Annotated in this window: 13 protein-coding genes; 5 read left to right on the plus strand and 8 right to left on the minus strand. The window is 39.1% G+C overall.

The features are described from left to right. Positions 1–3: 3 nt before the first annotated feature. The 7 genes from A6733_RS03995 to fdxA all read right to left on the minus strand — a co-directional run bounded on the left by A6733_RS03995 (position 4) and on the right by fdxA (position 8,588). A complete protein-coding gene (locus tag A6733_RS03995) occupies positions 4–1,293 on the minus strand; it encodes a bifunctional folylpolyglutamate synthase/dihydrofolate synthase (protein WP_092403322.1) in 1,290 nt (429 codons plus the stop codon). Next, positions 1,290–2,168 (minus strand): acetyl-CoA carboxylase, carboxyltransferase subunit beta, encoded by an 879-nt coding sequence (gene accD, locus A6733_RS04000; RefSeq protein WP_092403320.1) that lies wholly within the window; start codon positions 2,166–2,168, stop codon positions 1,290–1,292. The genes A6733_RS03995 and accD overlap by 4 nt, the downstream gene beginning before the upstream one ends. Before the next feature lie 22 nt (positions 2,169–2,190). Beyond that, a complete protein-coding gene (gene truA / locus A6733_RS04005; protein WP_092403318.1) occupies positions 2,191–2,985 on the minus strand; it encodes a tRNA pseudouridine(38-40) synthase TruA in 795 nt (264 codons plus the stop codon). Between the two features lie 24 nt (positions 2,986–3,009). After that, positions 3,010–3,615 (minus strand): hypothetical protein, encoded by a 606-nt coding sequence (locus A6733_RS04010; protein WP_092411576.1) that lies wholly within the window; start codon positions 3,613–3,615, stop codon positions 3,010–3,012. A gap of 112 nt (positions 3,616–3,727) precedes the next feature. Further along, positions 3,728–6,226 (minus strand): LysM peptidoglycan-binding domain-containing protein, encoded by a 2,499-nt coding sequence (locus tag A6733_RS04015; protein ID WP_092460468.1) that lies wholly within the window; start codon positions 6,224–6,226, stop codon positions 3,728–3,730. A gap of 181 nt (positions 6,227–6,407) precedes the next feature. Then, positions 6,408–8,081 (minus strand): AMP-binding protein, encoded by a 1,674-nt coding sequence (locus tag A6733_RS04020; protein ID WP_092402698.1) that lies wholly within the window; start codon positions 8,079–8,081, stop codon positions 6,408–6,410. A gap of 183 nt (positions 8,082–8,264) precedes the next feature. Continuing rightward, on the minus strand, positions 8,265–8,588 hold the full coding sequence (fdxA, locus tag A6733_RS04025) for a ferredoxin FdxA (RefSeq protein WP_092411577.1): 324 nt from the start codon (positions 8,586–8,588) through the stop codon (positions 8,265–8,267). Positions 8,589–8,922: 334 nt separating this feature from the next. On the opposite strand from fdxA, the gene trxA reads away from it, so the two are divergent. The 3 genes from trxA (at position 8,923) to rpmE (ending at position 10,903) form a co-directional block, all read left to right on the plus strand. Further along, positions 8,923–9,249 (plus strand): thioredoxin, encoded by a 327-nt coding sequence (gene trxA, locus A6733_RS04035; protein WP_420885931.1) that lies wholly within the window; start codon positions 8,923–8,925, stop codon positions 9,247–9,249. Between the two features lie 118 nt (positions 9,250–9,367). Continuing rightward, positions 9,368–10,645, plus strand: a complete 1,278-nt coding sequence (gene rho / locus A6733_RS04040; protein WP_092402691.1) for a transcription termination factor Rho — start codon at positions 9,368–9,370, stop codon at positions 10,643–10,645. Positions 10,646–10,672: 27 nt separating this feature from the next. Further along, positions 10,673–10,903, plus strand: coding sequence for a 50S ribosomal protein L31 (rpmE, locus tag A6733_RS04045; RefSeq protein ID WP_092402689.1), 231 nt, complete (start codon positions 10,673–10,675; stop codon positions 10,901–10,903). 25 nt (positions 10,904–10,928) lie between these two features. On the opposite strand, the gene orn is transcribed toward rpmE, so the two are convergent. Further along, positions 10,929–11,471 carry an oligoribonuclease gene (gene orn, locus A6733_RS04050; protein WP_092402687.1) on the minus strand — a complete coding sequence of 181 codons (543 nt, stop codon included), beginning with the start codon at positions 11,469–11,471 and terminating at the stop codon, positions 10,929–10,931. A 623-nt stretch (positions 11,472–12,094) separates the two neighbouring features. On the opposite strand from orn, the gene A6733_RS04055 reads away from it, so the two are divergent. After that, positions 12,095–13,189 (plus strand): efflux RND transporter periplasmic adaptor subunit, encoded by a 1,095-nt coding sequence (locus tag A6733_RS04055; RefSeq protein WP_242641592.1) that lies wholly within the window; start codon positions 12,095–12,097, stop codon positions 13,187–13,189. Then, the coding region (locus A6733_RS04060) for an efflux RND transporter permease subunit (protein ID WP_092460472.1) at positions 13,186–16,614 on the plus strand (3,429 nt) is incomplete at its 3' end. The genes A6733_RS04055 and A6733_RS04060, both read left to right, overlap by 4 nt.

The raw sequence follows: 16,614 nt of genomic DNA on the forward strand, positions 1-16,614 counted from the left end.
ACTTTATAACCTATGCCATGAAAAAGATGGTATCTTCATAAAATAACCTATCAAGTAGAATGACCCAAAAACGACTATGCGATCGCATTCTAGCGAAGATCTATAGGCTTCTCTGTAAGCATCCAAAGGTTCAGAAAAAACATTGATTTTGGAAATGTCTACGCCAATCGCACAAAGCGACTTTGATATGTCAGCAACAGAACAAGCACGCAGAGATGGTAACTCACAAATAAACCATCTATCAATTTGGACCTTAATAAGTTCTATAATACCTTGTATATCCTTATCCGCAAGGCAGGAAAATACTGCGCTGACATTTCTGGAGTAAGGCATATCAGTTAAAGTATCAACCAAACAATTAACACTAGCTGGATTATGGGCTACATCTAGTACTATTGAAGGCTGACCTGGAATAACCTGAAAGCGACCAGGAATAACTGCGTGTGTTAAAGCGAAACGAATATCATTTAAAGATACTGGAAGGCGATCAAACAGCGCTTGGACAGCCATAAGAGCACATGAAGCATTCCTTAACTGATGCCTGCCTCGCATCGAAGGTACTGGAAGAGCTTTCCATAATCCATAAGAAGAGGAGTGGCACCATTGTTTATTGTCAACCTGCTCCCAATAAACGTAAAAATCCTTCTGTAAGCAACAAAGGTTGGAGCCTATTTCCCTAGCGTATAGTAATAAAGAGGAGGGAGGACGCAAATCACCGCAAACAGCAACTTTATTTTTACGAAATATTCCAGCTTTTTCAAGTCCTACGGACTCACGATCATTACCCAAATAATGCTGGTGATCTAGATCAATACTTGTAACTATAGAGCACTCGGCATCCAGTACATTGGTCGCATCCAATCTCCCCCCTAAACCAACTTCATATATAAGGACATCAGTTGAATATTCTTGCCAAAAAATAAATGAAATAACAGTAATGGCCTCAAAGAAAGTCAACTCAAGATCAGAAAATTGCAGGAAAAACTTTTCTGCAATTTCATACCAAACCTCTTCCGAAAAAACAGAGCAATTGTAGCGAATACGCTCACGCACTGTAACAATATGGGGAGAGGTAAAAGAGCCAACACGGTATCCAGCCCTATGATAGACATTTTCCAGGTATGAGCAGGTTGATCCTTTGCCGTTAGTCCCACCGACTAAAATTATAGGAACTGAAAGAGGGTGCAACCTTCCTTTAGCCTCCATAACACGGTCCAAAGATAAATCTATCCGCAGATTATTCTGATAAAAACGATCCTGAAACCACTTATCAAATCCCAAAGAAAGCCTCATTTATTTGGAGCATCGCTAACACCACTAACAGGCATCAATAAGCCAATGATATTACTGATTTTATCTCTTAGAAAACGCCTATTAACAATCATGTCAATAGCACCTTTTTCTAGCAAAAATTCTGATCTTTGAAATCCTTCCGGCAACTTCTTACGCACAGTTTGCTCAATTACCCTAGGACCAGCAAAACCAATCAGTGCGCCAGGCTCAGCAATCACTATATCAGCCATAAAAGCAAAGCTCGCAGACACACCACCCATTGTTGGATCAGTCAAAACACTTATGAAAGGCAACTTAGCCTGACGTAAAATATGCAAAGCTGCTGTGGTTTTAGCCATCTGGAAAAGAGAAAACATACCTTCCTGCATACGAGCACCACCTGATGCAGAAAAACAAATAAATGGACAACCTTGCTGGACAGCATAGCGGATACCACGTACGAAACGTTCACCTACTACGGATCCCATTGATCCGCCCATAAATGAAAAATCAAATGCTGCCACCACTACCGGAAAATCCCTTACCTTGCCAAAAACTACCTGGATAGCATCTACAGCACCAGTTTCAGTACAGGACACAGACAAACGATCCTTATAACGTTTAGTATCACTAAAATTTAGTGGATCAGTTGGGTGCACCTCTGTCCCTATGAACTCATGATCATCTGGATCAAGGAAAAGATCCAATCGCAAGGAGGCGCTGAGACGTTGGTGCTGAGAACAATCTGGGCAAATGTACATGTTCTTAACTATATCAGATTGATATAAAACAGCATCACAGTGCGAACACTTGGACCAAACACCCTCTGGAACGGTACGTCTAAGGTCAGGGTTTCTTTTAATCTTTGGTGGCAAGATCTTGTCTAGCCAACTCATTCACCTCTCCTAGCAAATATTTTTAAACCACAAGCGGAGGAAATAAACACGCACTTTCTTCCATTGGGAATCGGTATTGTGCAGGGTATTTCACGGAGAGTAAATACAGACCATCAGGTAAAGCCGTAGGAGAGGAAGATGAAAAACGGTTTCGCTTTAACAACAGCTCACTTAACCAATTCACATCCCTCAACCCGCGGCCTATATAAAGCATGGTACCCATGATATTTCGTACCATATGTTGCAAAAACGAGTTGGCCTCAATGTCAAATATCCAAAAAGACCCTACTCTAAACAACGATATGTCCTTAACCTCGCGCACCGCAGAAACAGCCTGACACTCAGCACCCCTGAAAGATGAAAAATCATGGCAACCAATTAGTATTGGTAAAGCTTCCCTAATAGCCTCCTCAGATAATTTATGGTGAGTCCAAGCAACACGGTGCGAATAAAGCGCCGGCCTAACTGGTCCCTGGTATATAACATACCTGTACACACGTGATATAGCACTACGACGAGCATGAAATATATCAGGAACCTGTTCTGCCCAAACAACCCTCACGGAGTCAGGCAGGTAGGTATTAGCGCCCCTCACCCAAGCCACAGGCTTACGAACAATATCTGTATTAAAATGTACTATCTGCCCTACTGCATGAACACCTGTATCTGTTCTACCTGCTGCAACAATAGAAACACTCTCTCCAGCAACTTTAGACAACGCTAGCTCTAAACATTCCTGAACAGTTGGAACAGAACATTGCTTCTGCCATCCACAAAAGCCATATCCTAAATACTCCACCTGTAGAGCCCATCGCATACAACCTGCCCCGTTCTAAGATAATTACCTGACCAGCCAAAGAGTGGAACAAAAAATTAACCATATTGCAATAGATATTTTCTCATGCAAAAGTAAGAGAGGAACTTGGTAAATAACACTATCTGTAGCATCAGAATTAACCGTAGAAGCTTCTGACAAAAATTGCTCTAGGCGCAGCTTAAGACTCTGTAATGAACATGCTGACCCTAATATAAAATCCTGCGAGTACCTAAATGTTAGGAAAAGCCTAACAGCAAAAGTTTGATACTCTAAACCAAAGAATTTAAATATAGACATTAAATGGAGGAATCCAGTTAGCATATCCTCAGGCTCCATCCAAGATAGAGCAATAACCCACCAAGACAGTATGGTTATTAAGTATAAAACCTGTCTCCAGTAAAATAAAAGCCCCTCTTTGGTAGGTAAAAATGGTACTGATGTCACTGAAAAAATAACAGAACCTGGAGTGGTAAATGGCAACACCAACCCAGAAATAAAAATAACCCACCTAACGCGCCACAAAGCTTGCATAAATCTTCGCCTAAAAAAAACAATGGCAAGCGTAATAGGAATCAGAAGAAGAAAGGGAAATTTTACCTGAACTGACCTAGTGGTTAGGACAGAAGACACAAAAAACCACAAAAAGAGTGCGGGATGTAACTCCCTGAAAAAACTACATATGCTACCCAAAAAACCTCACTACGCAGGAAAAATTTAGTAAAATTTCCCAGTATTATAGCGGCTATTGTTTCTTAGTATCTATATCATCTATCTCACTTAGGTCCAGATCCAACTCCAACATATCCTCTTCTGCATTAACAAACTTAGTAGTTAACTCATCCCTTCCCGTACTAGAATTCTGGGGTGATGCAACAGGGCCACTACTATCCACTTGTTTCTTGCTAGATGGAAACACAGGTCCTGGCAAAATATCATCAGATATTTTGGGTGTGAGCTTAACTTCATCTACATTAGTTGAGTGCTCGGGGATGTCATGCTTAGTATCTCCTAGATTTGTAGAAATATTATAAGCACCTTTACTACTTAATTGCGGTAGGTAGTTGCCTAGCCCTAGCTTATCAATACCATTAACAAATTTTGACCAAACTGGACTTTCTGAATCATGCATTGACAATATTTTATTAGACAAATCCTCTATGTCCTTATGGCGTCCCATAAGTCCGTATGTTTCAGCCAATTTTAGTGAGACATCTAAGTTAAATGACTTCTCTAATTCTGCTTTAAGGATATCTGCAGCTTCACCTATACGACCATACTGTATATAAACATCTGCTTCATCTATAGGATTAACCACAGAGCTTGAAACTGCGTGTGAACCGCCATCCAAACCAGAACCAGTATGTTCAGAATTATGTAAAGATTTATCAGATCCTTTATTATCACCTCTTTTTTCAGAATCATACGCCCTAGCCCACCTGTTAGTATCACTATCTAAGGGAGCTTTGCCAGATTTTGGCGAAACTTTACCAGAATTTCCACTCCTCCTACCAAACAAAAGATAGGAAGCTATTAATGCCACACACACAACTGCAATGATCATTGGCAGCTGATCTAAAGTAAATAAGTTTGAAAGCATGGCACCTAAAGAATCATCATTAGACGTAGCAACGATGTTCGCCACAGGAACTGAGGGAGTAGTAGGAGCTACAGCACCTTTTCCAGAAGGATTCAATGCAGACGACAGATCTGGTGATCCTGCTACTTTGCTTTCAACAGAAGCAGCACTGGCAGTCAAATCAGTGGGAAAGCGTTTGTTTTTTGATTTACTGTCTAGAGAGGAGATAACTTTATTACTTGAAGAAGAATTAGCAATATTCGCCAACTTACTACTATACTCTTTAAGCTCTCTGGTAAGCCTTACAACTTCCTTTTGCAGCATCTGTATCTTGGCGTAATTGGAACTCCTAGAGGCACCGTACGAAGCTTTATTGTTATTAGCAATACGATCTTCTTCTACATCATCCAATCCAGACGAGGATAAAACGGCTGGCTCAACCCTAACAACATCTTTTCTAGAATGATGGGCGCTCTTACCATCAAGATTAGATGAATTAGAAACCTTTTTACTATTACCATATTTCTTCAGATGATGGTGCTTCCCTCCTCCATACGATGGTTTTTGTTTTTGAGGAGTATATTTCTTTTTTGTAAAGCGCTCCTCCGCATTTGGTGAAGAGGAAGTTACATCTTCTGCAGCCAAATTTAACTGACTTACATTTGGAAGCACTACAACTTGGCCAGGAACTAAATAACCTTCAACGTCAGTTCGCAAGGATCCGTTAATACGATTAATAGCATCTCTCATATCCTCTGTAGTTGTACTTGGATACACATATCTACTAGCTATAGAATCAATAGTATCTCCCTGCTGCACAACATATGCTGGCTGACTAGAGGAATCAGTATATTTATCTAGTTTATCTACATCTATAGATAATACAGCAGCATCTAGGTCCTGAGTCAATTCAGACCAATTATCAGAGTCAGCAAATGAATCAATGTCATAGTCTAAATTCCAAGACTCGAATATGTAACCGCTAGATGGGGAAGAATCCCGTGCATCAAAATTTCTACCAGCACTTCCATGTTCTACCGGATGATCTTCGTGAGCATCATCTGCGATAATTTTCATGGAATGGTTTGTATTTACATGATTTTCATGCTTATCTGAATCGTAGTGTTCAGTAGTAACATTAGCATGATGTAAATATTTACTAGCATTGCTATCATCATAAATTGAGGAACCAACACCTTTATCTGTAAGTATAGGACTAGAAAAGCCCTGTGGATCCAAAGATACTAAAAACTCTCTACCTATAGTCTGAGGACCTAAAGAAAAACTCACAGAAAAAGAGAACAACGGTTCATCAATAACTGAGGTCGAACTAAAGTGAACAAAGTAGTAGCCATCCTGCTTTTCTAAAGAGTATGTAACTTGAGACATATTAGGTATTGAGGATTTGGAAACATAAGAATCTATGCGAGACTCTCCATTTCCACGCTCGAGACCAGAATCATCGCCCAAGTCTACTTTTATATCATCTATATTCTCCATGGCAGATGGGTATACGGCTACCCTAGCAGATAAAGGTTGTCCCAAATAACTTTCTACATCCAATGGGCCTAATGAAAAAGCAGACGACAACCCGGGTAAAAGAAATATAGCAAAAGACAACAAACTACGTGTTCCACAGCAAGTTTTTTTTGTTCGTTTGTGCATAATCAGTCACTTAAAAAAGCACACCCAGCACGATACCCGGGGGTTTAGCCATTATTATTATCCACGTACAGCCGAAACTTAACACAAATTAGCAGACTATGAATAAAGACTGAATTCTATTGAGGATTATCACGGCTACTAGTACAAATAAGAAGAGCTGCCCACAAAACAGCAAAAGGTCTTATTTAATAAGTCTGCGCAAAACTTTGCCGACGGCAGACTTTGGAAGAGAATCTCTAAATTCCACTTTGCGAGGAATCTTATACCTAGTAAGAAATTGACTACAAAAAGAGATAACCTCCTCCTCGGTTAAGGAAGGATCCTTTGGTACTATAACTGCCTTAAGTATCTCTCCGACATTGGGGTCATTCGAACCAACAACTGCTACTTCTGAAACCTTTGGATATTTGCTAATAACTTCCTCAACTTCGCTTGGATAAACATTAAATCCTGACACATCAACCATATCTTTCTTACGGTCAACTATACGGAAAAATCCTTGCTCATCCATTACTCCTATGTCACCGGTACGCAAGTACCCATCCGAAGTAAAAGTGCTCTTGGTTTCCTTGACATTATTCCAATACCCTAGCATCACTTGAGGACCCTTTACGCAAATCTCACCCGGCTCACCCGGACCAAGCCGTTGGTCATTTTCATCAAGCAAAATTACATCAGTGGAAGAGATAGGAATTCCTATGCTTGACTTGAACTTGCCATAATTCATAGGCATACAACAAACGGCAGGACTGGTCTCAGTTAAACCATACGCCTCATTTATAACAGTCCCAGTAAGCTCAGACCATCTTTTGGAAACAACCTCTAGTGTAGATGCACCTCCACTCATAATCCAATCGTAATTTGCAAAATCAGAACCCCGAAAATCTTTATTATTCATCATGGAATTAAAAAGAGTATTAACCCCAGAAAAAATATTGGCACGATAGCGATACACTCGCAGCGTTTTAAGCAGCATTGCTGTATTTCTTGGATCTGTTATAAGTAAATTCTCACAACCAATAAAAAAAGAAGTGAGACAATTTACCGTCAAAGAAAATATATGATACACAGGCAGCGCAGTAACCATCATGGACTTCTTTACATCTAACGTGGACCCGCGAAACCAAAGCGCTATTTGCATGATGTTAGATAAGAAATTACTGTGGGTAAGCATAGTACCCTTGGATCTGCCAGTAGTACCACCTGTGTATTGCAAAACAGCAATATCACCCAAACTTGCCTGATGAGAAATACGATCCACTCTCTTCTTTTTAAATAGTATGTCCCTGAGACGATCGACATTCATGTAGCAAATTCTCTTTATGCTAGGTACACGACAAATGTACTTCATGTACAAAGACAAAGCCTGTCTTTTAGAGAAAGTCAACAAGTCCCCCACCCTGGTTAAAACAACAGATCGTACCGGAAAGCCATCCATTTTTGATGCTCCTTCAACAACCGGTGCAAATCTATCAGACACAACCAGTAGGGAAGATCCAGAATCCAACATCTGGTGGTAAAGCTCAGAACTGGTGTAAAGAGGATTTACATTGACCACTATTGTCCCAGCAAGCATAGATCCAAAGAAAGCCACAAAGTACTGAAAGGTGTTAGGCAACATAATTGCAACTCGGTCACCAGGACTAAGACCCCTGTCGGAACGAAGATATTCAGCAAAAGCATAAGCCAAATCTGCAAGCTTAGAGTATGTCATAGTACAACCAAAACTATGCAGCGCTACCTTATCGCCATACTCTTTAGTTAGGGAAGTAAACATATCAGCAAGAGAGTTGAAAGGAATCTCGCCAATGTACTCAGGAATGTTCCCATAACTACTAAGCCAGGGTTTATTCATAAAAAAGTCCTCTGCCAGGAAAAACAAACTACAACCTTCTCTTTATACTACGACAGTTTGAGATAAATATTTATCACTCAATAGAATAATTAAAGACCACAAACTATAAACTACAATACAAGCAAGACATCTTTTTAGGGAAGAATGGTTGCACACAGATAACAAAAAGTCACTATAATATAACTACTCCTCTAATAAATGGAGTTTCTTGGCCACATTTTCCCACTCCTTAGCATCAGCAGATGGGTCTTTCTTATGATATATTGAAGGCCACTTCTTGGCCAAGCGTTCGTTTAGTGTTAAAAAGTATCTCATATCTTCCGGTAGTTCGTCCTCATGGAAGATTGCCTGCACCGGGCACTCGGCTACACATAAACCACAATCAATACACTCATCAGGGTCTATTACTAAAAAGTTAACACCCTCGCGAAAACAGTCAACAGGACACACGGAAACACAGTCCGTATACCTACAGTTAATGCAAGACTCGGTAACTACATAAGTCATGGGGAAAAATCTCTCACAGACTATGCTAACATAGTGATACCATAGGATATAAATTTTGATCTTTGTTGCAATAGATTTTTTTAGTTTCGAAATACCTTGGAATACCAATTTTAATGTAGTCCCAAATTAAATGCTAAAATAGCGTAGCTACTAATTCCCATTGTTCAGCTTTAAGTGCTATAATCGCCTTCTGTTTGTTTTTCCACGATGGCAGTAGTTCCTGTCCATTAGTGGTCGTCATGTAGCCTGCAGGCCTGTACTCGCCACCGTAATAACCCTTTTCATATAGTTTTTGGGATAAGCCTGTCTGCACGATAAAGTAAGGAAGATTATTGTGAGCACTGTAAATGCAATTAAAGATGCAAGTGATTTTGAAAAAACTGTTTTAGGTAGTACTATGCCGGTTATCGCGGATTTTTGGGCTCCCTGGTGTGGACCTTGTAAGGTTATTGCTCCTTTACTTGAGGAGTTGGCTGTTACATACTCTCAAAGGGTGGCTTTCGTCAGTATCAATGTTGACGACCACCAAGATTTGGCGGCAAAATACTCCGTTAGGGGAATACCGACAATCATTTTTTTTAGAAATGGCGAGGTTGAGTCGCATAAAGTTGGTCTCTTGAATAAGTCTCAGTTAACTACTTTCATAGACTCTAATATATAGCCATTAGCGCGGCGGACCCGCGCGTATAGTTGGTCACGCTCTATGTTGATCTTCCATCGTATAGAGGGTTGCTCCGTCCTTCTCATATTTCAACGTTTTTTTGTTTAAAGTAATGTCTATGCGACTATCTGAATTAAAAGCTCTCCATGTAACCGAACTGCTAGAAATAGCTGCCGCTAACAGAATTGAGGGCGCAAACCGTTTGAGAAAGCATGAACTCATCTTCGCTATCCTCAAGAATCATGCTAAAAAGGGTGACACTATACATGGCGATGGCACGCTAGAGGTGTTGCCAGATGGTTTTGGCTTTTTGCGCTCATCAGATACTTCTTATTTGGCGGGTACGGATGATATTTACGTCAGTCCGTCGCAAATACGGCGTTTCTGCTTGCACACGGGTGACACCATAGAGGGTGAGATCCGTATGCCCAAGGATGGTGAACGATACTTCGCTCTTATAAAGGTTGATTCAGTTAATGGGGAAAGTCCTGAGTCTACTAAGAACAAGATACTGTTTGAAAATCTTACTCCTCTTCATCCTACTGAACACCTCTCCCTTGAAAGAGACATGAATGCTGAAAGGGAATTCAGGTTAGAGGAAAATTTAACTGGCCGTACCGTGGATATGATCGCTCCTATAGGTAAAGGTCAAAGAGGGCTTCTAGTTGCTCCTCCTAAATCCGGTAAAACGGTGATGTTGCAGCACATAGCTCACTCTATAACTTCTAACCACCCTGAGGTTTCCCTAATAGTGCTGCTGATCGACGAGCGCCCTGAGGAGGTTACAGAAATGCAGCGCTCGGTGCAGGGTGAAGTTGTCAGTTCAACATTTGATGAACCGGCTGTAAGACACATACAAGTTGCTGAAATGGTTATAGAAAAAGCCAAGCGCTTGGTAGAACATAAAAGAGATGTGGTTATTCTTTTGGATTCAATTACAAGACTTACCCGTGCATATAACACCGTTATTCCAGCATCGGGGAAAGTTCTAACTGGTGGTATAGATGCCAATGCTCTTCACAGGCCTAAGCGTTTTTTTGGAGCGGCTAGAAATATCGAGGAAGGTGGTAGTTTAACGATACTGGCTACTGCTCTAATAGACACCGGCTCGAGAATGGATGAAGTAGTATATGAGGAGTTCAAGGGAACGGGAAATATGGAGATACATCTGGATCGTCGCTTGGCTGAAAAACGAGTGTATCCTGCTATCAATATTTCGCGCTCTGGAACCAGACGTGAGGAGCTTTTACTCAAACCTGATATACTGCAAAAAATTTGGATATTACGCAAAATAATTTATGCAATGGATGATATTGAGGCTTTAGAGTTCGTTATGGAGAAACTGCGTTCAACGAAGAACAACGATGAGTTCTTCGATTTGATGCGTCGCGGCTAATAGCAAATGTATAGTTTGGAGAGTTGTATGAAAGAAGGCATACATCCTGAGTATGGCGAGGTAGAGGTTATATGTGGTTGTGGCGAAAAGTTTGTAACTAGGTCTGTATATGTAACCAAGGGCAAACCCATGAACATAGAAATTTGTTCTAATTGTCACCCTTTTTACACTGGTAAGCAAAAAATAGTCGACACTGCTGGAAGAGTTGAGAAATTTAACAGACGTTACTCAGGAATCAATTTAATGCTGAAAAAATAGAAAAGGAGGGGTATACCCTCCCCTTCTAGTTGGCAATAAACATTGTTCTATAGAACTGAAGTTCTGCTATGGATTGTCTAACGTCTAGCAGTGCTTGGTGAGCCAAGTTCCTCTTTCTAAGCTTTAGAAGCTCCGGCCTCCATCTGCGAACAAGCTCTTTTATCGAGCTCACATCTAGGTTGCGGTAGTGAAAAAATGACTCTAGCTCTGGCATGTGTTTTGCGAGGAATCTTCGGTCCTGGCATATACTGTTTCCACACATAGGAGATTTGTTGGGTAGTGCATTCTGGTTAAGAAACTCCATATACTTGTCCTTTACACTGTTCTCGTCTAGAGTGGAAGATTTAACACGGTCTATCAATCCGGAGCGGCGGTGTGTTCCTTGGTTCCAAGCATCCATCTTATCTAGGATTTCTGCGCTTTGGTGTATAGCTAGCACTGGACCTTCTGCAATGATATTAAGATTCATATCAGTAACAATCATAGCAATCTCTAAGATTTTGTCATTCTCCGGAGAAAGACCTGTCATTTCTAGATCAACCCAAATCAGGTTAAATTCATTTTGCATGCAATACCTATCCGTCTAAATAGTAGAAAATTAAGTTAATAGTGGCAAACACAGCAGCGACCTCAGCAAAATTCTATCATGCCATTCTGCCAGGAAAAGTAAACTTGTTTCCCTTAAACAAACTTACCTACAAAAGGAAAAGTCTAAATCTATCCTTAGATTTAGTCTCGGCCATTTTTCTCTAGATGGTATAAATTCTAAATCTATGCGTAATTTTTTAATTCAGCTGCTAGTAAATTTTCATAAGAACAAATTTTCTCCTGCACAAGACGGTAGGACCTTGCATAGTGTGAATTTTTATTAATTACACAAACACGACATTACAATCTCACCCATACAGCATAATCAAATCATGCTGTACTTATAGGGGTTATTTATTACCTAAATTTCTAAAAATTAGTGATTTTCTTACTGTTAGTATTGGTATACCCAATGCATCATATGAAAGAGTGTAGCATCCACGGGTAATAAACCGATTGTCAATTATAATAATAGACACAACTAAGTAGTGTTAGTACCACTTGTTACTGACTAAGATCTATAATAGTAGCAGTAATTCATCTTTCCTAGGTACCCACTCTATGCGAATAAAAATACCGTTTCTGTCGCCTTTAGTACTTTTAATGTTGGTTGCTTGTGGGCAACAAAGCCATACAGAAAGAGAAGTTACACCTTTAGTGTCGGTAGTACAGTTAGAGATAGCTGATAGTATGACGCGATACCGTACCTATTTTGGCCGCGTAGTTCCAAGGCAAAATAGCATTCTTAGCTTCCAAGTCCCTGGACATATACAAAAACGCCATGCTAGCATGGGGCAAGTGGTTTCTAAGGGTGACCTGCTTTTCGAGCTTGATGATCATGATTATCAAGCAGCAACACAAGCTGCTAACTATCTGTATCAAGCAACTTCTGCCCAGTTTGAGGCCGCATCCGTTGATTATGACAATAGCAAAAAACTGTTATCTGACCGATTTATCACAGAGCCTGACCTAAATAGAAGACACGCAAAACTGCTTCTGTCTCAAGGAGAAATGTTTAAAGCCAAGGCCAAACTGGTTGATGCACAAAATCGTCTGTCTGATACCAGATTACTTGCTCCATACGATGGAACCATAACACAAATAATGGCCGAAGATGGACAAAATGTAGCACCAGGAATTCCTGTAGCTGTAATAGCCAGGGATGATAGTTTTGATATAACTATCGATATCCCACAAAGTGACATAGGGTTAATAAAAAATACCTCTAATGCAAAGATCACCATAGACTATGCGCCTAACAATAAAAGATCATGCTCGGGTCAAATAAAGCACATAGGAAGCAATACAGACCCAAGATCGAATACATATCCAGTTATCATAGCATTAGAGAAATGTGATGCAAAAATACGATTAGGGATGACAGGGTATGTAAATTTCTCCAACAAACTAGATAAAAACAATTATTTTCTTGTTCCTGTAACGGCAGTTAGCAGTCGAGAAAAGGGGCCAACCTTTATCTTTACTGTTGAAAAAAATAAACTACATGAATACAACGTGTCTATAATAGGAAGTGACGATAACGATCACTACGTAATTGAGAGTGCAGAGTTACCACCTGATAGTAATATAGTCATTGGCCCAATATTTATGCTTCATAATAATCAAAATGTACGCGTAACAAGAGAAATGTCAAACGAAAAACTCCGTCAATCTAAAGAAGTTGGCCATTTGTCATGATTTGCAAAGATTTTAATTTTTCTATATGGGCAGTTGAAACAAGATCTTTAACGAGATTCTTGCTTATTGCCATTATTGTAGCTGGCATTTATTGTGGCTTACAACTGGGACAAAAAGAGGACCCAGATTTCACCTTCAGGGTTGCCATTGCAGAAATTATTTGGCCTGGAGCATCACCAAAGGAGGTGGAGAAGCAGGTTGTTTCTCCATTGGAGTCTTACCTTAAAGATTTGCCCAACATGCGTTACATACACAGCGCATCAAGAAACGGGAGGGCTTCATTTACATTCTATGTCAAAGGTGACACTACACACGAAGAAATATCAAGTACTTGGTACAACATGCGAAAAATCTTTATGGACAGGAGATATTTGCTGCCTAAAGGAGCTTTGGGGCCATTTATAAATGATGATTATGGTGACACATTTATAACACTTTATGCAGTAAGCGGAGACAAATACAATCTAGCACAGATTAACAATATCGCTGAGAAAATAAAGCTATCTCTATCTGAAGTAGCTGGAGTAAAAAAAGTATCAATAATTGGTAAAATACCAGAAGAAGTAAGCTTAGTTATACCTACTCAAAAAATGCACAACATGGGGCTATCATTATTCTCTATAGCATCACTCATAAATGATCACACCAATGTAGTAGGTAGCGGTTCTTTGGACGGTAAGAGCGTACATTGGCCAATATACACTGATACTTCTGCTTATTCTATAACAGACATAAAAAACATTCCATTTACTTTAAACAATCGTACATTGCACATAAAAGACGTAGCAAAGGTTAAAAAGCACCTAAAAACTCCTGCAGATAGTAAGATTTTCTTCCAAGGCAAGCCTGCTGTAATCATAGGCATAGTAATGAATGATGAAGAGAACATTATAAATGTTGGCAGAAATTTATCTGAATCTGTTGAAAAAATTAAGAAAAATCTTCCTATTGGAGTTGATATAGAAACAGTAACAAATCAAGAAAGTTCTGTGCGCTCATATATAAAGACCTTTCTATACAAGTTATCCGTAGCAGTAATAATAATTTTGATGGTGACATTTTTTTCACTAGGAATTAGAACTGGATTTGTGGTTGCTATTTCTATTCCTATAGTTTTAGCCGCTACATTTGTAGTTATGCACTATATGGGAATAAGTTTTCAAAAAATATCCCTTGGTGCTTTAATAATTTCCTTAGGACTATTAGTTGACGATTCCGTCATTTCTGCGGAGATGATTACTCATAAATTAGAGGAGGGTTGGGAAATAGTAAAAGCTGTAGGACACAGCTATGACACAACTGCTGCTCCTATGCTTACTGGAACTTTGATCACAATTGCCGGATTCATACCCATAGGTATGGCTCGCTCTTCAGCTGGGGAATATGTATTCTCACTATTTGTTGTGGTAGCAGTTTCAATGCTTATATCGTGGGTAGTATCAATTTACTTTACCCCGTATATTGGATATGAGCTACTGAGGGGATCAATAGATAAAATTAAAACAAAACACAACACAATATCTAACAATCAAAATAAGGTAAAAACATGTGTTGTTTGGTGTCTTAAAAATCGTTACTTAGTGATAATATCGACCATATTAATCTTTTTCTTATCCTGTTTTGCGCTTATAAAGTTTGTTCCTCAGCAATTTTTTCCAGCTAGTAACCGTCCAGAAATAGTAATTGACCTTTGGGGAAGTCCAAATAGCAGTAAAGCACAAACGGAAAAGATAGCCAAAGAAACTGAAAGTTACCTGCTACGGACACAAAAAATCAAAGATAAAATTATAAACGTTACTACTTATGTCGGTCAGGGGGCACCAAGATTCTACATGCCTCTCGATCAACAGAGACCAGCTAACGAACTTGTTGAAGTTATAGTACTAGCCAAAGATATACCTTCTAGAGAATTTTTGGCAAATCAAATTGAGCATGATTTATCAAAAAACCTTAAAAGTGCACGCTTCCGAGTATCATTACTAAACTCAGGACCTCCTGTAGGATGGCCAATACAGTTTCGCGTGTCAGGTCAAGATCATAGAATAATAAGGAACATAGTATCACAAGTATGTGAGATAATAAAATCTGACAAGAATACTTATAATGTATTTGACGACTCTGAAATACAGACAATAGCCATTAGATTTAATCCAGACCAAGAGCGGTTACGTGCTCTTGGAGTAAGCATGAAAGTACTACAATCAACTATTAAATATATTACCAATGGTCTACCCATAAGTGAACTTCGCGAAGGAAAAGAGAGAATAGCTATAATTTTGAGGGAATATGATCCTAAAAAGGTAATATCACTTAATGACCTCAAATCTTCTTATGTACAATCAGAAAACGGCACTTGGATACCTTTGAAAGACCTTGGGCATTGGTCATTGCTAAAAGAACAAAATACAATTCACCATAGAAATGGTATAGAAACGGTAACTATAAATGCCCAGACCAAAAATATAAACAATATAAACTCCATTGCTATAAAATTAAACGAAGAAATGGATAAAATTAGGGAAAATATTCCTAGTGGGTATAGCATTACTGCTGGAGGATCATTTGAAGAATCAAAAATTTCTCAAAAGTCAGTCTATGTTAACCTGCCGGTATTTATTCTGTTAACAATTTTATTATTAATGATTCATTTAAAAGATTTTGAAAAATCTGTTTTAGTTTATGTTACTGCACCTCTTGGAATAATAGGAAGTACATTATCTTTAATAATAACAAACAGGCCATTTGGTTTTGTTTCTCTTTTAGGAATAATAGCACTAGCTGGTATGATAATGCGTAACAGCATTATCCTAATTGACCAGATTGATCAGGATATTGGTGATGGAATTCCAATCTATAATGCCATTATAGATTCCACAGTAAGGCGCTTTAGGCCAATTGTTTTAACAGCTGCTGCGGCTGTATTAGCTTTTGTTCCTCTGAGTTTCAATTTATTTTGGGGGCCTATGGCGGTAGCCTTAATTGGTGGATTAACTATAGCTACAGTACTAACTATAACTTTTCTACCAGCACTATATGCAGCATGGTTCAATGTTAATGATCCTGATGATCCGCAAAGTGGTGGAACAACATCTGGCCCTGACGATAAACACTATAGTATCGAAGACACAAATGATAATAAAAATCTCATTGATGATGATCAATTATCAGATATAGATGAAAAAGATACACAAGAAAACTCTGAATCAAAATCTGATATTGATGAAGATTTTGATAGTGATACAGACACTGATCTATCTGAAGAAGATACAAAAGTAAGTACTGAATCAAAGTCTGATACTGATGAAGATTTTGATAGTGATACAGACACTGATCTATCTGAAGAAGATACAAAAGTAAGTACTGAATCAAAGTCTGATACTGATGAAGATTTTGATAGTGATACAGACACTGATCTATCTGAAGAA

The sequence above is a fragment of the Candidatus Ichthyocystis sparus genome, from assembly GCF_900078745.1.
In the GTDB taxonomy this organism is placed as follows: Bacteria; Pseudomonadota; Gammaproteobacteria; order Burkholderiales; family 2013Ark19i; genus Ichthyocystis; species Ichthyocystis sparus.